This window comes from Halapricum hydrolyticum (assembly GCF_025517535.1).
Lineage (GTDB): Archaea > Halobacteriota > Halobacteria > Halobacteriales > Haloarculaceae > Halapricum > Halapricum hydrolyticum.
In genome coordinates, this window is sequence record NZ_JAOPKC010000016.1 from 44,057 (window position 1) to 64,662 (window position 20,606).

The following is a 20,606-nucleotide window of genomic DNA, read 5'->3' on the forward strand; positions in this document are numbered from 1 at the left end:
TCGCGCCGCCGAGCAAAAGGGTGACGGTAGGCGAGGGCGCGAGACACCGACCAAGCGAAAGATTGGTGGCCGTCCGTCGGGTTGACAACGATAATGGAAGACGACGTCCCGGAGTCGGGACCGGAAACGGCGGACGGCTCTCGATCCGATGGAGCCGACACCTCACAGCCGCGGGAGCTGCCGGATCGTTCGACCCGTGGTTATGGCGGACCACCGGAGCGAGGTCCGGGAATCCATCACGGAGACAACCCCGAAGAAAGCGGGTCGAACTGGGTGATGTATCTCTACGACCTGCTCAGCAGCGTCGGGATCGTCGTTTTGATCGGCGTATTGCTCTTTACTGCGAGTGGAGTCTGGCCGCCGATGGTCGCCATCGAAAGCGGAAGTATGGAGCCGGTGATGGAGCGCGGCGATCTGGTGTTCGTCATGGAAGCCGATCGGTTCCCCGGTCCCGGCGCCCACGAGAGCGGTGTCGTTACCGAGAGAACAGGACAGACAACCGGCTACGAGAAGTTCGGCAAGTACGGGGACGTGATCGTCTTCAAACCCGACGGAAGTGACCATAGGACACCGGTCATTCACCGCGCGATGTTCTGGGTCGAGGCGGGCGAAAACTGGGTCGACAAGGCCAACCCGGACTATCTCCCCGAAGACGCTGTCTGTGAGGGCGATGGGGCGACTCCCGGAGGAACGGACGTCCGTGCCTGCCCCGCCCCTCACTCGGGGTTCATCACCAAAGGAGACGATAACGACGCCTACGATCAGGTGAAGGGGATCGCGGACGGACCAGTCAAGCCGGAGTGGGTCATCGGAACTGCCGAGTACTCACTCCCGTATCTCGGAAACATCCGGCTCAGCGCGGAGGCGGGCGCGACGAACACGACGTGGCACGGGACAGCAGCGACGAACGCGTGGAACGGAACGGTGGCGACGAACGCGACGAGCGGCTGATCGCTGTCACTTCGTACGACTGACGGACCGGAAGACGTCAGAGGCGAGCGAATCCGATCACTGATCGAATCGAGCCTGGACGAACGGCTGGACGTCCTCGATGTCGCCGAGCCGGGAGTCGCTCAGGAGGACGGCTTCCGTCTCGTCGATCGGGACCGACAGCGAGATTTCCTTCGTGCGGCCGTACCGCCCCTTCGAGACGACGACGGCGTTGACGATGCCGAGCATGTCGAGTTCGGAGATGAGGTCGGTGACGCGGCGCTGGGTGAGGACGTCGGCGTCGATCTCCTCGCAGAGACTCTTGTAGATGTTGTAGACCTCACCCGTGTTGATGTTGTGGACGCCGTTCTTCTCCAGCAGGATGATCGCAAAGAGGACGAGTTTCGACTGGGTCGGAAGCGTTCGGACGACCTCGACGACGCGGTCGAGTTCGATCTTCTCCTGGGCCTGTCGGACGTGGTCTTCCTCGACGCGATCGGTATTGTCCCGTTCGGCGAGTTCGCCGGCCGTCCGGAGCAGATCGAGCGCGCGTCGGGCGTCGCCGTGTTCCTGGGCGGCAAAAGCGGCACACAGCGGGATGACGTCCTCGGAGAGCGAATCGTCTTCGAAGGCGACTTCGGCACGCGCCTGCAGGATGTCCCGGAGCTGGTTGGCGTCGTATGGCGGGAAGACGATTTCTTCCTCGCCGAGGCTGGATTTGACGCGGGGGTCGAGAAAGTCGGTGAACTTCAGATCGTTCGAGATACCCATGATCGAGACCTTGGAGTTCTCCAGTTCGGAGTTCATCCGTGAGAGGTTGTACAGGGTGTCGTCGCCGCTCTTTTCGACGAGTTTGTCGATCTCGTCGAGCATGATAACGACGACGCGCTCGGTGTAGTCGACCGCCTCGAAGAACGTGCTGTAGACGCGGTCGGTCGGCCAGCCGGTCATCGGAACCTCTTCGAAGTTCTCGCGTTCCTCGCGAAGTGATTCGAGTGTTGATTCGATCTTCTCGATCGACTCGAAGTCGGTTTGGGCAAGCGACGACCCACCATCGCGCACGTCGTCGCGAAGGGATTCGAGTCGGTCGATCCGTTCGGAGATGTGCTCGCGATTCTTCTCGATGAACTTGTTCGCGAGTTGCGCGAGGACGCGGTACTGGGTGTCGGTAACCTCGCAGTTGATGTACTCGACCTCACAGGCGACGGCGTACTTCTCGGAGGTCGCCTCGAGTTCCTCGCTGACGAACTTGGCGCTGGCGGTCTTGCCGGTTCCCGTCTTGCCGTAGATGAGGATGTTCGACGGTGTGTCACCCCGGAGTGCACTGACGAGGATGGTCGCCATGTTGTTGATCTGATCCTCGCGATGCGGGAGTTTGCGGGGCGTGTAGGAGGGGCGGAGTACTTCCTTCTTTTCGAAGATCGGCTCGCCGCTCAGCAGGTCGTCGAACAGACCGCGTGACGCTTCGCCAGCGTCGTCTTCACCGTCGACATCGTCGAGGACGATATCGTCTAGCGACGACGTGCCGACTGATTCGGTATCGTCAGCGCCACTCCGGTCAGCAACGAACCCCGGCCCGGCACCGCCGCTCCCGGAGTCAAGTCCCGCCCCGGAGTCGATCCCTGAATCGGTGTCGTTGTCTTCATCTGTCATGAGGTAACCCCTGACTTTCAGGTGGAAATGGCACGGCGCGCAGAGAGATATGGCGGGAGAGAGCAGAGAGCAGAGGTGTTCCGCCGTTTCCCGAGTCTGGCCGTGTCCAGTTGAACTAACAGGTACCCGTGGTTGACAGCATATTAAATATTACGGTGGAACGCCAGCTGGGTCCTGTCGATGTCCGTCGTAACCATGGAAAAGTTGCGACGTTGATATTCGGTAGGACTGTGGAAGATTCGTCACAGACACACGGCTACGGCATACAGTAGATCAGTCGTGATCGACCGAGAGGTACGATCCGGATCGGGAACGAGTGTCGGATGAATCCGATAGAACGAGAACCCAGTGAAGAGTGGACGAATGGCACATAGACGATAATATCTACTATGTGTTATATGTGCTCCGGGTGGACCGAAAGACGATAGAGACGGGATCCGAGATGACAAGACATCCCATGAGACCCCCCCACCCCTTCGTTTCGACTGGAACAGCAGAAAGGAGGGAGGGGGTGAGAACAGGGCTTGTAGAAAGCGAATGATTTAAGATACTACCATGGATACCAAACCCGTAGTAGAGAAGAACGAGACTGTTATTGATCTGCTTCTAGCTTCCTAGAGTACTAGTTTCCTAGAGTGAAAGATAGACTGTTCTCTCTCCAACTCTTTTCCTAGCGCTCTTCCTTCCTAACGCTCTTCCTGAGTTGAGAGCTCCTAGCACTTTTCCTGGATTGTGAGTGTAAGTAGCCACATTCTTTGAGCCATTCTTTGAGCCATTCTTTGAGCCTATCATTCTGTGGGCGTAGCTATCTCCCTGAAGTGAAGCTATCTTCCTAGAGTAGCGCCATCTTCATGAAATATAGAGTGACGCCATCCTCATGAAATAGAGTGCAGACCTACTCACTTTCCGTCCTCAAGTCACCCTCCAGTTAACACCTCTCTTCGAGTCTGCTCCTAGTGTTTTAACCGTTCTCTAGAGACTCTGATATACTGCGCCCGACTCTACCCGGTGGTGTTTCTCCCGATCGTCACCGTTTCACCGCTCTCTCCACTCGAACCCACTCCGTGTCTCTGGCTGTTCCAGTCGAAACGAAGGGGTGGGGGAGGGAGAGGACCGACAATCTAGGACACGGGAAGTGACGTAACATTCGCGAACGATACCCATGACATATTATCTCGTATCCCTCATCGGCCGAAATGGACGTTTTTGTTATACTTCCCTTCCAAAAGTATGATATCTTATGAAAATCGGTCGGAGGAAGGTCGCCGTGGTTGGCTGGCTCGACTGCTCGTCGTGTATAGTTGTTTATGGATGTCTGACGTATACTTAAGTGAATACGGGTAGCTTGTACGTTCAGACGCCCGGTATCGGGCGCGGGAGGACACCGAGGATGGGACTGCTCACAGGACTCAGGGACAGCATTTCCCGTGCAGCTGCGTCGCTGTTCTCTGAACAGGACCCGAAACGTATCGGCATCTACGGGCCGCCGAACGCTGGCAAGACGACGCTGGCAAACCGGATTGCTCGTGACTGGACGGAACACGGCGACGCCGTCGGACCGGAGAGTCACATACCCCATGAGACGCGACGCGCCCGTCGGAAAGAAAACGTCGAGATCGAACGGAACGGTAAGTCCGTCTCGATCGACATCGTCGACACGCCCGGTGTGACGACGAAAGTCGATTACACGGAGTTTCTCGATCACGACATGGACAAGGAGGACGCTGTCCGTCGTTCCCGGGAGGCTACCGAAGGCGTTGCCGAGGCTATGCACTGGCTTCGCGAGGACGTCGACGGCGTGATCTACGTCCTCGACAGCGCCGAGGATCCGTTCACGCAGGTCAACACGATGTTGATCGGCATCATCGAGAGTCAGGACTTGCCCGTGTTGATCTTCGCGAACAAGATCGACCTCGAGGAATCCTCTGTCAAGCGGATCCGAAATGCCTTCCCACAGCACGAGACGGTGCCCCTCTCTGCGCTGGAAGGCGACAACATGGACGAAGTCTACGGCAAGATCGCGGAGTACTTCGGGTGATCACGATGGCAGAAGTCAAGACACCAGACGACACTGACGGCGTCCAGATCGACATGATCAGCGCCCAGCGTATGGAGGGGCTGACCAGCATGGAGAAGATCCGGATGATCCTCGACGGCGTCCGCGAGGGTAACATCGTGATCCTCGAAGAGGGACTCACCCCTGACGAAGAATCGCGCCTGATCGAAGTCACGATGACCGAGATCAGCCCCGACGAGTTCAACGGGATCGAGATCGAGAGCTATCCCCAGTCCGACGACGACGGGGGGAGCTTCCTCGGTCGGTTGATGGGCAAAGACTCGGCGCCCAACAAGCTGACCGTGATCGGCCCGGCAGATCAAATCGAGACGCTACACAAAGACGAGACACTCATCAGCGCACTCGTTTCCCGGAACTGATGCCACACCAGTGTACCTCCTGCGGGCACGTGTTCGAGGACGGCTCCAAGGAGATGCTCTCGGGCTGTCCGGACTGTGGCGGGACGAAGTTCCAGTTTCACCCGGAGGGTGCGGACATTCCCGAGCGGCCGCCCGGCGACGTCGACCCCCCTGACCGGCCGGAGCCCGACGATTCGGTCGCCGGCGCGGTCGGCAACGCTGCGGCGACCGTCAGGGATCTCGTCGGTGGTACCTCCACCGGAAACGGGGGGGTTTCCCCGACTGAAAACCCTCCTGTTTCCGGGAACGAGGGCGTCTCCACCGGAAACAAGGGGGATCGATCTATCGCTACCGAGTCCGAAAACGTCGGGGGAGTCGCTCTCGACGACGGCGGTTCGACTCCGGCTGATACCTCGGCCGATAGATCCCAGGGTACGTCGGCCGGCGGCTTCGAAAACACCTCGGACGGCGAGTCCGAAAACGCCGCTCAGGCCAGTGCTCGGTCGGACGTCGTCAGCCGGGACGAACTACCGGATTCCCCCGCCGAATCGCCGGACTCAGACAGGGACAACGGCACAGTCGTCCAGGAGCCCGACGAGGCGGATCGCCCGGACCTCTCGGAGCTCCGGGAGGAACTCAACGATCAGTTCGAGTCGATCAAAGTCGTCGAACCCGGCCAGTACGAACTCAATCTCATGGAACTGTACGACCGCGAGGAGTACATCATCGCCCTACAGGAAGACGGCAAGTACTCCATCCAGGTGCCCGATCGCTGGCAGGACTAGTTTGACTGTCTTTCTGTTTCACTCGAAGTAATGGTTCTCTGCTCGCAACTATTTTGTCGGAGCCTCCCCTGTGATTCGGGTATGGATTATCGCGAAGTCGAGGGAACCCGCGAGTTCGTCGCGCGTCTCGCACACGGCGAGGACTGGCGCGCTCAGATCGAGGACTTCGCACGCGCGGAGAAAATAGAGGCCGCCTTTTTCCTCGGCCTCGGTGCCGTCCAGGACGCCGAACTGTGGTACTACGATCAGACCGATCAGGAGTACGCCCCGATCGAGTTCGACGAACCGCTGGAGGTCGCCTCGTGTGTGGGCAACGTCTCCCTGCTTGAGGACGAACCGTTCGCGCACACGCACGCCGTCCTCTCGCGGGCGGACGGGTCGACTGTCAGCGGTCACCTCGATAGCGCGACGGTCTTCGCGGGTGAACTGTACGTCCGGGCCTTCGAAGAGCCACTCGAACGCGCTCACGACGAGACGACCGATCTCGACCTCTGGCCGCTATGAGAGAGGTCGACGAGCGATACTTCGAGACGCTCGAAGACGGCCTTGAGGAGGCGATGGCGGTCGCAAACGAGGCCCGCGAGCGCGGCGGCGATCCCGAACCAGAGGTCGAGATCCCGACCGCCCGGGACATGGCCGATCGCGTCGAGAACATCCTCGGGATCGAGGGTGTCGCCGAGCGAGTCCGCGAACTCGAAGGCGAGATGTCCCGCGAGGAGGCCGCCCTGGAACTGGTCGAGGACTTCGTCGACGGCAGCGTCGGCAACTACGACTCCAATGCGGGCAAGATCGAGGGCGCGGTTCGGACGGCAGTCGCCCTGCTCACCGAAGGCGTCGTCGCCGCACCCATCGAGGGGATCGACCGCGTGGAGATCCTCGAAAACGACGACGGCTCTGAGTTCATCAACATCTACTACGCCGGGCCGATCCGCTCTGCCGGCGGGACCGCCCAGGCACTGTCGGTACTCGTGGCGGACTACGCACGCGCGCTGCTGGGAATCGACCAGTACAAGCCCCGCGAGGAAGAGATCAACCGCTACGCCGAGGAGGTCGCCCTCTACGACAAGGAGACTGGGCTGCAGTACTCGCCCAAGGAAAAGGAGAGCACGTTCATCGCCGAGCACATCCCGATCATGCTTGACGGCGAGGCGACCGGCGACGAGGAAGTTTCGGGCTTTCGCGACCTCGAACGGGTCGACACCAACTCCTCGCGCGGCGGGATGTGTCTGGTCTTCGCCGAGGGGATCGCGCTCAAGGCACCGAAGATCCAGCGCTACACGCGCAACCTCGAGGAGGTCGAGTGGCCCTGGCTCCAGGACCTGATCGACGGCACGATCGGGAAAGACGACGGCGAGGACGACACGGACGCGGAGGATAGCGACACCGAGGCCGACGCTGACGACGCGGACACAGACGACGGGGACGGCGAACCGGACGACGAACCGGCGGGACCGCCACGCGCTGACCCCTCCGAGAAGTTCTTGCGGGACCTTATCGCCGGGCGGCCGGTGTTCACCCATCCGAGCGAGCCGGGCGGGTTCCGGCTCCGGTACGGCCGGGCGCGCAACCACGGGAACGCGACGGCGGGCGTCCATCCGGCGACGATGCATCTGGTCGACGACTTCCTGGCGGCCGGGACCCAGCTCAAGACCGAGCGCCCGGGCAAGGCCGCGGGCGTCGTTCCCGTCGACTCCATCGAGGGACCGATGGTCAAACTCGCGAACGGCGAGGTCCGCCGGATCGACGACCCCGAGGAGGCCATCGAGGTCCGCAACGGCGTCGAGGAAGTCCTCGACATCGGGGAGTACCTGGTCAACTACGGCGAGTTCGTCGAAAACAACCACCCGCTCGTCCCCGCCTCCTACACCGTCGAGTGGTGGGTCAAGGACTTCGGATCGGCGGGTGCCGACGTCCAGGCTATGCGAGATACCGTTACGGTCGATCTCGAGGACCCCTCTCCCGAGGAAGCCCTTGAGTGGGCCAGCGCATACGACGCCCCCCTCCACCCGAAATACACCTATTGCTGGCACGACATTACCGTCGAGGAGATGTGTGAACTAGCCTCAACCGTTGAGCGTGCCGATGTGGCCGTAACAGACGGCGCAACTGCCGAAAACGAAGACCCCTCTGTTTCCGATGGAAACGCAGATCTCATCATCCCGCGGACCGAGACCGTGCGGGACGCACTGGAGACGCTACTGGTCACACACGTCCAGACCGAGGAGTCGTTGATCGTTTCCGAGTGGCGACCGCTGGTTCGATCGCTGGGATTCGACGACGACCTCGACCGGGAGTGGTCCCAGGAGGACCTCTCCGCACGCGCCCGGACCTACGGCGAGACGAGCGACGCGGACCGGTCGCCGTCCGGCGACGCGAGCGACCCGCCGTCCGACGGTACGGATACGGCCGAGTCCTCCCGAGACAGTGTGGCTTTGACGGGGGAGAACGCGATCGTCGCGATCAACGAGGTCGCACCGTTTCAGGTGCGCGAGCGTGCGCCGACCCGGATCGGAAACCGCATGGGTCGACCCGAGAAATCCGAGGAGCGAGAGCTCTCACCCGCCGTTCACACACTCTTTCCCATCGGTGAGGCCGGTGGGCCCCAGCGCGACGTTTCGAAGGCGGGCTCTCACGCCGAGTCGATGCGGGATCAACCGGGGCTGGTCGACGCCGAGGTCAGCCGGCGGCGGTGTGTCGACTGTGGAACCGAGACCCACGAAGCGCGCTGCCCCGACTGTGGCGGGGCCGCGGAGGCAGTCTACGTCTGCCCGGACTGCGGCCAGGAGATCGAACCCGACGAGTCCGGGCGTGCGGAGTGCCCGCGCTGTGAGACGCTGGCTCGCCCCACCCAGACGAAGACTATCGACATTCACGAGGCATACCGGTCGGCACTCGACGCCGTCGGCGAGCGCGAGGCGGCCTTCGACGTGCTGAAAGGCGTCAAGGGACTGTCCTCGAAGGAGAAAGTCCCCGAACCGATGGAGAAGGGGGTCCTGCGGGCGAAACACGACGTCAGCGCGTTCAAGGACGGCACGGTCCGGTATGACATGACCGACCTGCCCGTCACGTCCGTCCGACCGGCGGAACTGGACGTCACTGCTGACCAGTTCCGAGGGCTCGGCTACGAGGAGGACGTCAACGGCGATCCGCTCCGACACGACGACCAACTCGTCGAGCTTCGCGTCCAGGACGTCGTTCTCTCGGACGGCGCGGCCGAGCACATGCTCAAGACGGCCGACTTCGTCGACGACCTCCTCACTCAGTATTACGGACTCGACCCCTTCTACGAGTTCGAGGATCGACAGGACCTGGTCGGCGAGCTCGTCTTCGGGATGGCGCCTCACACCAGCGCCGCGACGGTCGGCCGCGTCGTCGGGTTTACGACTGCGGCCGTCGGCTACGCTCATCCGTACTTCCACGCCGCAAAGCGCCGCAACTGCTTCCATCCCGACACGCGCCTGTGGTACGGCGAGGACGGCGACTGGCGACTGGGGACGATCGAGACCCTCGTCGAGGACCATCTCACCGACCCGGAGGAGACGGACTTCGGGGACCTCGTTGACGAACCCGACGTCGAGGTGCTGGTCCCCTCCGTCGACGGGGACGGCCAGCCCTGCCGCAAACCCCTCGAAGCCGTCTCGAAACACCCCGCACCGGAACACATGATCCGCGTCGAAACCGACGAGGAGTCTCTCACTGTCACGCCCGGCCACTCGATGCTCCGGCGCGAGGGCGACGCACTCGCGGAAGTCGAGGCCTCGGAACTCGCGGTCGGCGACGAACTCCCGGCGTTCGACGGCGGCGAGACCACCATGGGGACTGACGCAGCCAAGGCGGGTGTCCCCGTCGAGACGGTGAGGGCCGTCGAGTACGTCCGGACTGACCTCGAATACGTATATAACCTGACTGTTTCGGATACTCATAACGTCGCTGTTGAAAATATCTACACTGCACAATGCGACGGTGACGAGGACTGCGTGATGCTTCTGATGGATGGATTATTGAATTTCAGTAAATATTATTTACCTGATAAGAGGGGTGGCAGGATGGACGCGCCTTTGGTCATGTCCTCCCGTATCGATCCCTCCGAGATCGACGACGAGGCCCACAACATCGACATCATGCGGGAGTATCCCCGTGAGTTCTACGAGGCCACCCGGGAGATGGTCGACCCCGAGGACGTCGAGGACATCATGACCATCGCCGAGGAGACGCTGGGGACCGACCACGAGTACACCGGTTTTGATCACACCCACGACACGACCGACATCGCCATGGGGCCGGACCTCTCGGCGTACAAGACGCTGGGGTCGATGGAGGAGAAGATGGACGCCCAGCTCGAGCTCTCCCGGAAACTGCGGGCCGTCGACGAGACCGACGTCGCCGAGCGGATCATCGAGTATCACTTTCTACCCGACCTGATCGGCAACCTCCGGGCGTTCTCTCGCCAGGAATACCGGTGTCTCGACTGCGGGGAATCGTATCGTCGGGCTCCGCTGTCGGGGGAGTGTCGCGAATGTGGCGGTCGGGTCAACCTGACTGTCCACGAGGGATCTGTCAACAAGTACATCGACACCGCCACGGAGGTCGCCGAGGAGTTCGATTGCCGACCCTACACGAAACAGCGCCTGGAGATCCTGGAACGATCGATCGAGCGAATCTTCGAGAATGACAAGAATAGGCCCACAAGTCTTGCGGAATTCATGTAGTCACCGAACAAGAGAACGGGGGAAAGGATCGCTTCGTGGCTTTCTGTCCGACTGTAAGCGTCAGATTCAGCCTTGTCTTTGACTTCCTTGCCCTTCCGAAGTGTTTCGTGCGATACATCAGCGTCTATCTTTTCGGCCGCTTTTCCCTACTCTCTCCAGTCTCGCCTTCCGCAAACTTTTGCGTATGCCCAGTCGCTTCGGCTTTCCGTTCTTTCGCCCGTTCCTGCTCTATCGCAAGCATTTCCTCGAACTCGTTCACAATCTGCCCCGGTGTCTTCCAAGGGTTTGGAAACGTTTCCAGATCCTTCTTCGGTGTGTAATAATGGCATTGGTGCCACAATTGAACTTCTGCAAATGCCTGATTTACCCCGATTACTCTCAGAGGCGCGCATTTGCCTCAGAATCGATTTCTTGCCCGAGACGAACCCCTTCACCACTTCCGAGAAATAGCCGGTTCTGGCTAGATTTCGGTGGGGTTCGGCACAGATAGGGTGACCCACCAACTATGCGCTAGTCGTCTTCGGACAGTTCCCCGAGTTTATCCATCAACTCTGCCGCGAGCTTCGGATCATCGTCAATCGCCTGTGCTATCTTATCGGCGTCTTTGTACTCTTCGAGGGTGTCCGCCCGTTCCTTCGCTTCCTGGGCTTGCTCTTCCATCTGGTTCTGTGCTTCATTCGCGTCCGGCGTATAGACTGTGCCACACCGGGAACACGCTTTCGCGTTCGGTTCTAGCGGGTTACCACAGACTTTGCACACGTCCGGCGTGAGTATGGATTCTTCCTCTGGCTCTCGAATCCCCCATGCCTCTTCCGCGCGCTTCACGTGGTCGTCGCCGGACAGGTGCGAATACGTCGTTTCCATCACTGTGCTGTCGGCAGAGTGGCCGATGAGGTATTTGATCGTATCGTCCGCCAGGTCGTAATCACGCTTCGCTATCGTCACGAAATTGTGCCGTAAGGCGTGCGGGTGCATCGGTTTCTCAATGCTGGTATTCTTCTTGATTTCCGCCATAACCCGGCGGATTGTCTCGCCAGTCACCGGCTCACTTGGGTCAACGGCAGAGTACCCTGGTCGTGCCGTGATGAGGTAGTTATCTGGATCGGATGTGTCGGGGTGATACTCTAGCCAGTTCTGCACTGCACCCCTCGCGCCAAGAAGCGGGCGGTTCCCGTTCCGTTTCGTCGCACCTTTGAGTCCTTCCACAGTCGGATTAAGCCGATACGTTCCGTCTTCGGCGTCTACGTCTTTCAACCGGAGTGTGCGAAGTGCTTCACGCCGCTGGCCGGTGTAGAGTAGCAAATCAAAGATCAACCGGTCACGCGGGTTGCCTGCCGCTTCGCGTGCCTCTTGGATTTCCTCTTTCGTGAGCATATCGTTCGGATCGACCGGGCTTGCTTCTTGGTCAAACATCGGAATATCGTCCGGATCAACCTCGAACCCGTCGTGATAGGTGTAGAACTTGCGTAGTGCCGCCTGATATGACCGGAGTGTTGATTTCTGAATCCCGCCGTCCTTCACTTGCGGGTGGCTGCCGTCGTGCATATCCTGAATATCACGCTTTAACTCGTCTGCCGTGGCCGTCGTCAAGTCGCGCTCTTGAGCAAACGCCATGAGTCGATACAGCCACGACATAAGCGTACTCACTTCTCGCGTTCCCTCATCTTCCGGCGTTGCCATCATTACGTTGTGGTCGTCGTACGCGTCACACAACTCTCGCACCGCTTCGCCCGTCTCAGAATCTATTACGCCGTCTTCGACGTATTCGTTAAACGTTTCCCGTCTCCGTTCGTATTTCTCTCTTGGGGTGGTCATGGCCTTGACCCACCCCACTATTGATTCGCTTGGGTGTTAGCAGTTTGGAATTCCCCAAAGGTCACAGAAGAACAAACAGTCCGGGATCGCGGACTTCATGTAAGAATTCCTGTTTTTATACGACCATCCGACGTGAGTGCTCACGGTGGCCGCGATCAGGGAATGTCCATGCGCTCGAAGCGATAGACCGCCCCGGCGAGCGCAACGATCGTCACGATGGCGACGACTACCACTGATACCAGCGCCGGCACGTACCCCGCGACGGGTGTCGATCCACCGATCCCGCCGAGGAGCGGGTCGGTCCAGACACTTGCGGTATCGTAGACGCCCGAGACGGTCGAGACGGCGTTCCGCGTGGCGGGGGTGAACTCGGTACCCAGCGCCCCGTGGACGGCGACGTAGACGTTCCCGAGATGGTAGTTGACGTCGGGTACGTACAGGAACAGGTCCGCGTAGCGGTCCCCGACCGGCAGGAAGCGGACGAACATGAACGCGAAGAACAACACCGGAAGCAGCGTCGTCCCGAGAGCGGTCTGCAGTCGCGTCCCGGTGACGACCGCGAGCAGCGTCCCGATCGCCGCGGCCAGTACTATGACGATCAGCGCGTGCGCCAGCGTGCCCACCAGTAGCGCGAGGACGCTCCCGCCCAGTGCCAGCGCACTCGCACCGGTCGTGACGTAGAGTGCGGCCCCGCCGACGAGTAGCCCCGACAGCGTCGCCAGCACGCCCACGAGGACGATTCCGAGGAATGTCCCGACTAGCGGCTCCCAGCGGCTCACAGGCTTGCTCAACAACACCCTGAAGGTGCCCGACTCGAGGTGACTGGCGACGTTCGTCGCCGCGAGCACGGCTACCAGTACCATCGGGAAGGTGACGAGCCAGACGAACGATAGCTGGGCGTACAGCTCCAGCAGGACCTGCTCCTGGGTGAAAAGCGGTGCGGCACCCAGGTTCTCGTGGCCCGTTTCCCCAGCGCCGTCGCGAGTAACACCGCCACGCCGAAATACGGGACCAGAAGCGCCGCGAGGATCTTCGGCCGGGTGCTGTCTCTGACTGCGTCGTAGACGAACATGCGGAGGCTCATTCGTCTCCCTCCTCGAGGATGTCCGCGAATGCTTCCTGGAGCGTTCCGGCTTCGGACATCGACCGCAACGAGATGTCGTGTTCGACCAGCAGTGCCTGCAACTGCTGTCTGAGATCGTCGGCGTCATCGGTCATCACGAGCAGTCGCCCGTCCTGGAGTTCGACGTTGCGGGCTACATCGACGTCGGTCAGTAACTCGGCGACGCGTTCGTCGTCGTCGGTCTCGACGGCGAGCGCCTGCCCGCCGTAGGCCTGCTGGACGGCGTCGATAGTGTCGGTGATCACGACCTCACCGTCCCGGAGGATCGTCACTTTTCCGACGTACTGCTCGAGCTCTGCGAGCACGTGGCTGCTGACGAACACCGTCATCCCCTCTTCGGGGAGTTCCACCAGGGCGTCTATGATCTTCTGTCGGCCCGAGGGATCGAGCCTCGTCGTCGGTTCGTCCAGTATGAGCAGGTCCGGATCGTGGATCATCGCCTGCGCGAGGCTGAGCCGGCGTTTCTGCCTGCACGACCGAGGCGATCGCTGTTTCCCAGTCGGGACGCACGATCGGATCAGCCCCGCTCGTGACCCCGGCCGACGCGGCGACTGCCCCGCCAGTCAGCCCCGCGAGAAACGTCCGTCGATCATACGACATTCCGGACCCCTTCCAGCCGAATCGGGGACAACTCGAACCGCACGATACACTCCATACTTCAACACGGTGGCTATTCAAGCATGTATTTATTACATAGTTCCCGAACGACAGGAACGCGATCGCATTGATTGTCGGACTGGAGATGATCGACCTCGAGTTCGTCTACGTCATCGCAGAAGGGGTCCCTTCGACCATCGGCGTCGGCTTGACCTTCGCCATCGCAGTGGCGATCGGCATCGCGGGCGGCCTGTTCGTCGGGGACTACTACGAGCACCACCTACGCGATCGCGTCACTGACAGATCCCGACTTCGTTCCGCGCTTGCGGCGCGTCGCGCCGTTCCCGGACTCCCGACTCCCAGGGTTCAATTCCCTCTAACGACTCCGCTCCTCGCGTCCGCTCGTCGCAGAAGTGCGCCGGCCGGGAATTGAACCCGGGCTATGAGCTTGGGAAGCTCATGTCCTACCACTAGACCACCGGCGCACGTCGCTCACTTCGTTCGCTCGTGCCCCGAGGCTCGCAAATCCGACGGATTTGCTCACCACCGGCGCACGTCGCTCACTTCGTTCCTCGCGCCGTGCATCGACGGACGGAGCTCGTCTCACCAGCGGCGCGCTCGTTCACATCTGAACTGCCGTCGCACTTTAACGTAGCGATCCGTTCGACGCACGTCCAGTTCTGGCCGCACGACGAGTGCCTATTTACTCGCTCGTGCCGAAACGCACCCACATGACCGACGACGACACGATCGCACAGGCTGAGGACCCACTGAATCTCTCGCTGAGTGAGGCCGAACTCGAAGACAGACATGAGCACCTTACCGGGTTCATCCGCGAGCAGGTAGAGGCGGCGGGCACCGACAAAGCCGTCGTGGCGATCTCGGGCGGGGTCGATAGCGGTCTCGTGGCCGGGCTGGCCGCCGACGCGCTCGGCCCCGAACGGGTCCACGGGCTGGTGATGCCAAGCGAGGTCAACGCCGACGAAACGATGAGCGACGCCGTCCGCGTTGCCGAGCAGTTCGAACTCCCGCACGACGTGATCGAAGTCGGCCCGATCATCGAGGGCTTCCTCGACGCCTATCCGGAGGGGCGACAGCACCGCATGGCCGCCGGGAACGTCCGGGTCCGCACGCGGGCCGTCCTGAACTACCTCGTGGCCAACACCGAAAACGGGCTGGTGGTCGGCACGGGCAACCGCACTGAAGCGCTGATCGGCTACTTCACCAAGTACGGCGACGGGGCGGTCGACTGTCACCCGATCGCCAACCTCTACAAACAGCAGGTGCGCCAGCTGGCCCGACACGTCGGCGTCCCCGAATCGGTCGCCTCGCGCACGCCCACGGCGGGGATGTGGGTCGGGCAGACCGACGCGGAGGAACTCGGAATCGAGTACGACACGCTCGACTCGATCCTGGCGCTGCACGTCGAGGGCGGCGTCCCCGTCAGCGCGACCGCCCGCGAGATCGGCGTCGACGAGACCGTCGTCGAGCGTGTCCGGGCGCTACACGAACATAGCTCTCACAAGCGCCAGGTCCCGCCCGGTCCCGCGGAGCCGTACTAGCTGGTCCGTCGCTCCGTATCAGTCTCCGAAGCGGGTTCTCGACTGTCGGAACAGGCGGATCTCGACCGTCGGGGCGGGCGGGTTCTCGACCGCCGGAACGGGAAAGACTGGGCGTTTCCAAAGGTCTTTGCCTGTCCCACCACTATAACTGTTTGATGCAGGAAGCCGGGGCGATCCGGGCGGCTGCGCTCGACGCTGTCGAAGACGTCGATCCGCAGGTCATCTACGAGCGGATCGACGAGTTGCTCGACCAGGAGTCGATGGCTCCGGGCGTGTTCACGATCGCGTGTGCGAACGCGGTCCGTGAGCGCTCGGGCCGGACGACCGACGATCTCGACGCCGACGACGCGCTCGCCGAGCGAGCGGCCGGCGTCCAGCTCATCTACGTCGGCCTCAGTCGGACGCGTGCGCTCGCTGCCGATCAGCCGTGGACGACGGGCGACGGTGACGCGGCCAATCTGGAGATTCTCGTCGCCGACATCCTCGTCGCCCGGGGCTTTTACTTGCTCGCCCGGACCGAGGCGAGCGACGAGGCCGTCGCGGTCGTCCGGGCGTTCGGGCGCGATCAGACCGTCGCTCGCGAGACCGGCGAGTCCCTCGATTCGAATCTCGAACGTGACGTCTTCGAACTGGCTGCTGTCGCCGGGGCGACCGCGGCCGGCGTGAGCCCGACGCCACAGCTTCGCGAACTCGCCACGGACCTCGGGGACGCCCCTTCCGAGGCGTCGCTCCCCCGGTCGCTCCACGAGCAGCTGACGGCCGTCGTGAGCGTCGACTCCAGCGGTACTGACGGCGTCCGGACCTCTGTCGACCACTGACCGGGCGCTCCTCGACGCACGACAGCCGTCGCCGACCCTGCCGGCAAATCGAAACGCCTAAAGACAACTCGGGGTAACCAACAGATGCGCGCCTGGGTAGCTTAGCGGTAAAGCGCGTCCTTGGTAAGGACGAGAGCCCGGGTTCAAATCCCGGCCTAGGCTTCAGCCCTTTTCCCTAAAGCACAAGTCGACATTCCACGGGCCCATTGAGCAATGACTCCCCAGCGTCCCTCTCAGGAGAGACACCACGCAGGTCGGGAAGCAGCCTGTATCCTGGGATACGGGCCAATTCCCTGAGTGAGATACGTGACCCATTTTCCCTGCTCGTTCGGAAACCGTGATTGCCGTCGTTTGTGCTTGCTGCCAGTGCCGTCGTGCTTGCGTTGATCGCGATGGTGTTGGCCGTCGCGGCTGTCTGCTTGTCCGATCGAAGCGTCAGTAGGTGGGCGATTCGGCGTCGATCACGTCCGTCAGGTCGTCCATGCCGTCCACGAACAGCCGCATCAGGTCATCGAGCGTGATGATTCCGACGACGGTCCCGCTGTCGTTGACGACGATGAGCCGTCGGACCGCGTTCTCGCGCATGGTCCGTGGCGCAGCGAACACGTCCGCGTCCTCGGTGATCGTCACCGGATCCGCCGTCATCACGTCTTCGGCGAGTACGTCCGAAGCCGGGCGGTCGCGTGCGTCGACGCGAGTCGCCAGGTCTCGATCCGTGACGATTCCGACTGGTTTCATCTCCTCCTCGATGATGATGCACCCGACGTCCGCCTGTTCGAGCCGCATCGCCAGTGCTTCGACGGTCGTATCCGGCCCCGCCGTCTCGACACCCACAGTCATGTGATTTCTAACGGTCATGGCCCCTCTAGTTGTAGCTTCACACTGTGGGAGAAAATAACACACAGCAAATTCTCAGCGGGCGAAAACGTCCGCTCTGGCTTCCATCCAGTCGCTCGTCGCCCGCCATCCGAGCGGCCGGCACTGTACCCATGCACGGGGGACACAAGTCCCGTTGCCACCGGTCGCCATCATACGGACTGCTGTAACGACTTATCGCTACGGCTGCACGCTGCCGTGCGGTCGACGTGGAACAGACCCAGCAGTCCGTCTCAACTGCTCTCGAGGACCGTCTGCGGGCGCTTGAGATACACGTCCTGTTCGACCACCCGCTGATAGACGGTATACAGCGTCTCGATGCTGTCCCCGGGCGGCGAAAACTGGAGATGCGGCGCGAGGTGATACCCTTTGCACGTCGTCAGGAAGAAATACAGCGTCTGGTGGTGTTTCGGTGTCGCGTCGACGACGCCGATATCCGCGCCGCCGAGGTCGTCCGAGAAGTCATTGAGCATGGCGGCGATGTCCTCGGTGAGCTGTTCGTCCGGCCGATAGGCAGGCGCGCCGAACGCCTGCTGAAGAAACTCTGTCGAGGCTTTCAGAAAGGGGTTATCGTCGATGCCGGTCGGATCGACGGCAGCGAACCGATCGTAGAGATCAAGCAGCGTCTCCAGCTCGTCGGCAGTGATCGCGATCGGCAACACGGGATCGCCCTTCGGCAACGAGTAGTCCGGAAACGAGTGTGTGGCCGGTGTCGGCAATGCCTCGAAGATGTCCTCTCGGTCCATACTGGTGGTTGTTCTGTCAGGACTTTACTGTTTGGCTTATGTCACCAGTCCTCACCAAGCTTGTCACGAACGCGCTCGTACCCGCTGTTTGTTCGCCAGGTCAGCCCCGAATCGACGTGTTCGACGACGTACGGGCTCTCACAGTCGCCACAACGGTAGCCCCGATCCGGATACTTTACCGGCTCGGACGCACGGTGGCGTTCCGTCATCCACGAGCAGTCCTCGTCGGTACAGGCCAGTCGGAGCCGGCCGTCGGTGAACGACTCGCAGTGTCTCGGCGCGTCGAGTTCATCGGCTTTCCGACGGAATCGCGGACCGTGACCTGACTCGCCGTAATGAGTGAATTCCCAGGCGTGGACGAGTTCGTGCCGGATCGTCCCCGTGAATTGCTCCCAGCCGACCGCTCGGTAAGCGTCCCAGGTCAGGACGATCGTGACCTGTCCATTCGCTCCGTCGTAGCGACAACTCCCCGCCCGACGCTTTGCGCGTTCGGAAATTGTCCACTCGATCGTATCAGTATCGATATCAATGTCGACCGTTTCGGCGTACGCGGCGGCCCGAACGAGCAGTTCCTCCCGCGTCTGTGGCCCGGACTGTGCCCTCGTCACTACCTGCCGGGTCGCCGGCCGATCACTTCACTCCGTCGGCTGTTCTTGGTCACTGTTGATGTCGGTCATGCCTTCTTGTCTCGGATCTCGCCCCTGTCGCGAACAGGCGCAAAATATCCTTCAGGGCGAGGAGGCTGTCAAGACGCCTCCCCCATCTCCACTGTTGTGAGTTTGTACAGGCGGTCAAGGCGACTGCCCCGGGGTCGTCCGGAAATCGGAGATTTCCGTGATCACGAGAATCAAAGATTCTCGGACGACTTGACCCCGGGGTTGAAGCCGACAACACGCAACCTTTATTACGATTGGGTATGAATAAATAACAATGAGTTTGATGGAGTGCTACCCAAAACTCAGAGAACGCGGGCAAGTCACAATCCCAGAAGAAGTGCGTGAGGCACTTAATCTGGAAGAAGGCGACCAGTTGAAACTCACCGTCGAAAAACTTGACTAACCACGATGAAACACACGCTTCGCTTCCGCGCATATCTGTCCGACGACGTTGCGAGCGAAGCGTGGCACCAGATCGACATTCTCCGGCAGATCGTAATCACGCTGTCCGGGACTACTACAACTCGGACTACAACGACAGGCCATCTGACTACGACCAACACAGCAAACTCAAAGACTGGACAGACCAGTGGCCGACCTTTGCCGAACCGTCACAACACGCCGCACAACAGGCTATCAGCCAGATTCACAGCGACCTTGAGACGCTGCAAGAACGCCGAAAGGAGGGCTACGATGTTGGGCGGTTGCAGTGGCAAGGAGCAGGCGAATTTCGGTCGGTGTCGCACAATCAACCCCGTCGCTGGAACGTGGATTACAACACGGGCGACGACCGATTCGTGCGACTCAGACTCGAAAAGATTGGCTGGTTTAACATCCGTGCAGACCGCGACGTACCACTAGCAGAGGACATTGACGAAGTAATCCTGAAAAAAGAGACGACTGGCGAATGGTACGTCTCACTCGTCACCACTGTCGAAGACACACCCGAGAAACCGCCACTCAGTGAGATTGAGCCCGAGGACTGCGTGGGCGTTGACCTTGGTATCACGAGCTACATCCACACTTCGGAGAACCTGTCCGTGGATACACTCGACCTGTCCGATGAGTACGACCGCTACGCCCGCGAACAGCGGAAACTTGACCGGAAAAAACACGGCTCCGCCAACTGGGAGAAGCAACGCCGAAAGGTGGCCCAAGCGAAACGAACAATCAAGCGGAAGGTGCGAGACTACCAGCACAAACTGACGACGTGGCTTGTCACAGAGTACGACGTGGTGGCCGTCGAAGACTTGGACGTGAAGCCGATGCTGGAAACCAGCCAGAACGCCAAGAACAAGCAAGACGCCGCATGGTCACGCTTTCTTGAACTGCTGGAATACAAGGCTGACCTCCACGGTACACACGTCGAAACGGTGAAACCGGAAGGAACGACCAAGGAGTGCGCTGTGTGTGGTGTGGAAACAGGCAAACCAATCTGGGTACGTGAACATTCGTGTCCAGCGTGCGGCCATACGGAAGACAGAGACCTCAACGCGGCGAAGAATATTCTCTCTCGCGGACTCAAGCAGTTAGGGGCGGGACGCTCCGAATCAACGCCTGTGCAGACTGCGCTCCCTACGCTCACTCCTCACCGGGAGGACGTGAGTGCAAAGCGCGTCGTAGAAGCAGGAAGCCCCGGGGCTTGACCCCGGGGTGCGTTCACGGCTGTTCCGACTGGATATCTGAGCCGATGTCGAGCACAAAAACGCTAATAGTCGCACCAAGAACAACGACAATCGCCACCATAAGAGCAGTAGAAATAATGGGCGCTACAGCGCGAGATCGCCGGTCCATATCACAGACTATACGACAGACAGTTATATACTCAGCTTTGCACGTTAGCGTCAGCTGTTGAATGAACGAACAGGTGATCGATTTCTTCCATCAGGTCATCGACGCCACGATCATTATTGTCCCGAAC

Annotated in this window: 18 protein-coding genes, 2 tRNA genes and 1 pseudogene; 12 read left to right on the forward strand and 9 right to left on the reverse strand. The window is 60.9% G+C overall.

Annotation, left to right across the window (positions count from 1 at the left end):
- Window positions 1–93: 93 nt before the first annotated feature.
- Entirely contained in the window at window positions 94–951 is an 858-nt protein-coding gene (locus OB916_RS12520; protein WP_315909634.1) for a S26 family signal peptidase, read from the forward strand.
- Between the two features lie 57 nt (window positions 952–1,008).
- Here the strand turns inward: OB916_RS12520 and OB916_RS12525 are convergent, their stop codons facing one another.
- Window positions 1,009–2,583: a Cdc6/Cdc18 family protein gene (locus OB916_RS12525; protein ID WP_315909635.1), complete on the reverse strand. Its 1,575-nt coding sequence runs from the start codon at window positions 2,581–2,583 to the stop codon at window positions 1,009–1,011.
- Window positions 2,584–3,973: 1,390 nt separating this feature from the next.
- Between OB916_RS12525 and OB916_RS12530 the strand changes: the two genes are divergently transcribed.
- The 5 genes from OB916_RS12530 (at window position 3,974) to OB916_RS12550 (ending at window position 10,492) form a co-directional block, all read left to right on the forward strand.
- Window positions 3,974–4,621: an Era-like GTP-binding protein gene (locus OB916_RS12530; RefSeq protein ID WP_315909636.1), complete on the forward strand. Its 648-nt coding sequence runs from the start codon at window positions 3,974–3,976 to the stop codon at window positions 4,619–4,621.
- 5 nt (window positions 4,622–4,626) lie between these two features.
- Entirely contained in the window at window positions 4,627–5,019 is a 393-nt protein-coding gene (locus OB916_RS12535; protein WP_315909637.1) for a DUF2073 domain-containing protein, read from the forward strand.
- Window positions 5,019–5,783 (forward strand): OapC/ArvC family zinc-ribbon domain-containing protein, encoded by a 765-nt coding sequence (locus tag OB916_RS12540; RefSeq protein ID WP_315909638.1) that lies wholly within the window; start codon window positions 5,019–5,021, stop codon window positions 5,781–5,783. The genes OB916_RS12535 and OB916_RS12540 overlap by 1 nt, the downstream gene beginning before the upstream one ends.
- An 81-nt stretch (window positions 5,784–5,864) precedes the next feature.
- Window positions 5,865–6,287, forward strand: a complete 423-nt coding sequence (locus OB916_RS12545) for a PPC domain-containing DNA-binding protein (protein ID WP_315909639.1) — start codon at window positions 5,865–5,867, stop codon at window positions 6,285–6,287.
- Window positions 6,284–10,492: a DNA-directed DNA polymerase II large subunit gene (locus OB916_RS12550; RefSeq protein WP_315909640.1), complete on the forward strand. Its 4,209-nt coding sequence runs from the start codon at window positions 6,284–6,286 to the stop codon at window positions 10,490–10,492. Before OB916_RS12545 ends, OB916_RS12550 begins: the two co-directional genes overlap by 4 nt.
- Window positions 10,493–11,002: 510 nt before the next feature.
- Here the strand turns inward: OB916_RS12550 and OB916_RS12555 are convergent.
- From OB916_RS12555 to OB916_RS12565, 3 genes are all read right to left on the reverse strand, one after another.
- Complete coding sequence (locus OB916_RS12555) at window positions 11,003–12,307, reverse strand: tyrosine-type recombinase/integrase (protein ID WP_315909641.1); 1,305 nt, start codon at window positions 12,305–12,307, stop codon at window positions 11,003–11,005.
- Between the two features lie 155 nt (window positions 12,308–12,462).
- The gene (locus OB916_RS12560; protein ID WP_315909652.1) at window positions 12,463–13,506 is read right to left on the reverse strand and encodes an ABC transporter permease; all 1,044 of its coding nucleotides are present in this window, start codon (window positions 13,504–13,506) and stop codon (window positions 12,463–12,465) included.
- Window positions 13,388–13,867 carry a hypothetical protein gene (locus OB916_RS12565; RefSeq protein ID WP_315909642.1) on the reverse strand — a complete coding sequence of 160 codons (480 nt, stop codon included), beginning with the start codon at window positions 13,865–13,867 and terminating at the stop codon, window positions 13,388–13,390. Before OB916_RS12565 ends, OB916_RS12560 begins: the two co-directional genes overlap by 119 nt.
- Before the next feature lie 305 nt (window positions 13,868–14,172).
- Between OB916_RS12565 and OB916_RS12570 the strand changes: the two genes are divergently transcribed.
- Window positions 14,173–14,460 (forward strand): hypothetical protein, encoded by a 288-nt coding sequence (locus OB916_RS12570; RefSeq protein WP_315909643.1) that lies wholly within the window; start codon window positions 14,173–14,175, stop codon window positions 14,458–14,460.
- Here OB916_RS12570 and OB916_RS12575 read toward each other — a convergent pair.
- Window positions 14,442–14,512, reverse strand: a tRNA-Gly gene (locus OB916_RS12575). The two genes, OB916_RS12570 and OB916_RS12575, sit on opposite strands and share 19 nt — an antisense overlap.
- Window positions 14,513–14,758: 246 nt before the next feature.
- Here OB916_RS12575 and OB916_RS12580 point away from each other — a divergent pair.
- The 3 genes from OB916_RS12580 to OB916_RS12590 all read left to right on the forward strand — a co-directional run bounded on the left by OB916_RS12580 (window position 14,759) and on the right by OB916_RS12590 (window position 16,569).
- Complete coding sequence (locus OB916_RS12580; RefSeq protein WP_315909644.1) at window positions 14,759–15,589, forward strand: NAD+ synthase; 831 nt, start codon at window positions 14,759–14,761, stop codon at window positions 15,587–15,589.
- 155 nt (window positions 15,590–15,744) lie between these two features.
- On the forward strand, window positions 15,745–16,407 hold the full coding sequence (locus OB916_RS12585) for a DUF7114 family protein (RefSeq protein WP_315909645.1): 663 nt from the start codon (window positions 15,745–15,747) through the stop codon (window positions 16,405–16,407).
- Between the two features lie 90 nt (window positions 16,408–16,497).
- Window positions 16,498–16,569 (forward strand) — tRNA-Thr (locus OB916_RS12590).
- Between the two features lie 273 nt (window positions 16,570–16,842).
- On the opposite strand, the gene OB916_RS12595 is transcribed toward OB916_RS12590, so the two are convergent.
- The 3 genes from OB916_RS12595 to OB916_RS12605 all read right to left on the reverse strand — a co-directional run bounded on the left by OB916_RS12595 (window position 16,843) and on the right by OB916_RS12605 (window position 18,637).
- A complete protein-coding gene (locus OB916_RS12595; protein ID WP_315909646.1) occupies window positions 16,843–17,265 on the reverse strand; it encodes a CBS domain-containing protein in 423 nt (140 codons plus the stop codon).
- A gap of 251 nt (window positions 17,266–17,516) precedes the next feature.
- Window positions 17,517–18,029 carry a hypothetical protein gene (locus OB916_RS12600; protein ID WP_315909647.1) on the reverse strand — a complete coding sequence of 171 codons (513 nt, stop codon included), beginning with the start codon at window positions 18,027–18,029 and terminating at the stop codon, window positions 17,517–17,519.
- Between the two features lie 41 nt (window positions 18,030–18,070).
- On the reverse strand, window positions 18,071–18,637 hold the full coding sequence (locus OB916_RS12605) for a SprT-like domain-containing protein (protein ID WP_315909648.1): 567 nt from the start codon (window positions 18,635–18,637) through the stop codon (window positions 18,071–18,073).
- A gap of 322 nt (window positions 18,638–18,959) precedes the next feature.
- On the opposite strand from OB916_RS12605, the gene OB916_RS12610 reads away from it, so the two are divergent.
- Together OB916_RS12610 and OB916_RS12615 are read left to right on the forward strand one after the other, a co-directional pair.
- Entirely contained in the window at window positions 18,960–19,088 is a 129-nt protein-coding gene (locus OB916_RS12610; protein WP_315909649.1) for an AbrB/MazE/SpoVT family DNA-binding domain-containing protein, read from the forward strand.
- Between the two features lie 5 nt (window positions 19,089–19,093).
- Window positions 19,094–20,331 (forward strand): annotated as a pseudogene (locus tag OB916_RS12615) (RNA-guided endonuclease InsQ/TnpB family protein).
- A gap of 13 nt (window positions 20,332–20,344) precedes the next feature.
- On the opposite strand, the gene OB916_RS12620 reads toward OB916_RS12615, so the two are convergent.
- Window positions 20,345–20,479: an archaellin/type IV pilin N-terminal domain-containing protein gene (locus tag OB916_RS12620; protein WP_315909650.1), complete on the reverse strand. Its 135-nt coding sequence runs from the start codon at window positions 20,477–20,479 to the stop codon at window positions 20,345–20,347.
- Between the last annotated feature and the right edge of the window lie 127 nt (window positions 20,480–20,606).

Excerpts from the sequence above, each read along its gene's own strand:
- OB916_RS12600 (WP_315909647.1), bottom strand. The coding sequence starts at position 18,029 with ATGGACCGAGAGGACATCTTCGAGGCATTGCCGACACCGGCCACACAC.
- OB916_RS12565 (WP_315909642.1), bottom strand. The coding sequence starts at position 13,867 with ATGATCCACGATCCGGACCTGCTCATACTGGACGAACCGACGACGAGG.
- OB916_RS12610 (WP_315909649.1), top strand. The coding sequence starts at position 18,960 with ATGAGTTTGATGGAGTGCTACCCAAAACTCAGAGAACGCGGGCAAGTC.
- OB916_RS12525 (WP_315909635.1), bottom strand. The coding sequence starts at position 2,583 with ATGACAGATGAAGACAACGACACCGATTCAGGGATCGACTCCGGGGCG.
- OB916_RS12555 (WP_315909641.1), bottom strand. The coding sequence starts at position 12,307 with ATGACCACCCCAAGAGAGAAATACGAACGGAGACGGGAAACGTTTAAC.
- OB916_RS12535 (WP_315909637.1), top strand. The coding sequence starts at position 4,627 with ATGGCAGAAGTCAAGACACCAGACGACACTGACGGCGTCCAGATCGAC.
- OB916_RS12585 (WP_315909645.1), top strand. The coding sequence starts at position 15,745 with ATGCAGGAAGCCGGGGCGATCCGGGCGGCTGCGCTCGACGCTGTCGAA.
- OB916_RS12620 (WP_315909650.1), bottom strand. The coding sequence starts at position 20,479 with ATGGACCGGCGATCTCGCGCTGTAGCGCCCATTATTTCTACTGCTCTT.
- OB916_RS12595 (WP_315909646.1), bottom strand. The coding sequence starts at position 17,265 with ATGACCGTTAGAAATCACATGACTGTGGGTGTCGAGACGGCGGGGCCG.
- OB916_RS12580 (WP_315909644.1), top strand. The coding sequence starts at position 14,759 with ATGACCGACGACGACACGATCGCACAGGCTGAGGACCCACTGAATCTC.
- OB916_RS12570 (WP_315909643.1), top strand. The coding sequence starts at position 14,173 with ATGATCGACCTCGAGTTCGTCTACGTCATCGCAGAAGGGGTCCCTTCG.
- OB916_RS12540 (WP_315909638.1), top strand. The coding sequence starts at position 5,019 with ATGCCACACCAGTGTACCTCCTGCGGGCACGTGTTCGAGGACGGCTCC.
- OB916_RS12530 (WP_315909636.1), top strand. The coding sequence starts at position 3,974 with ATGGGACTGCTCACAGGACTCAGGGACAGCATTTCCCGTGCAGCTGCG.
- OB916_RS12520 (WP_315909634.1), top strand. The coding sequence starts at position 94 with ATGGAAGACGACGTCCCGGAGTCGGGACCGGAAACGGCGGACGGCTCT.
- OB916_RS12545 (WP_315909639.1), top strand. The coding sequence starts at position 5,865 with ATGGATTATCGCGAAGTCGAGGGAACCCGCGAGTTCGTCGCGCGTCTC.
- OB916_RS12550 (WP_315909640.1), top strand. The coding sequence starts at position 6,284 with ATGAGAGAGGTCGACGAGCGATACTTCGAGACGCTCGAAGACGGCCTT.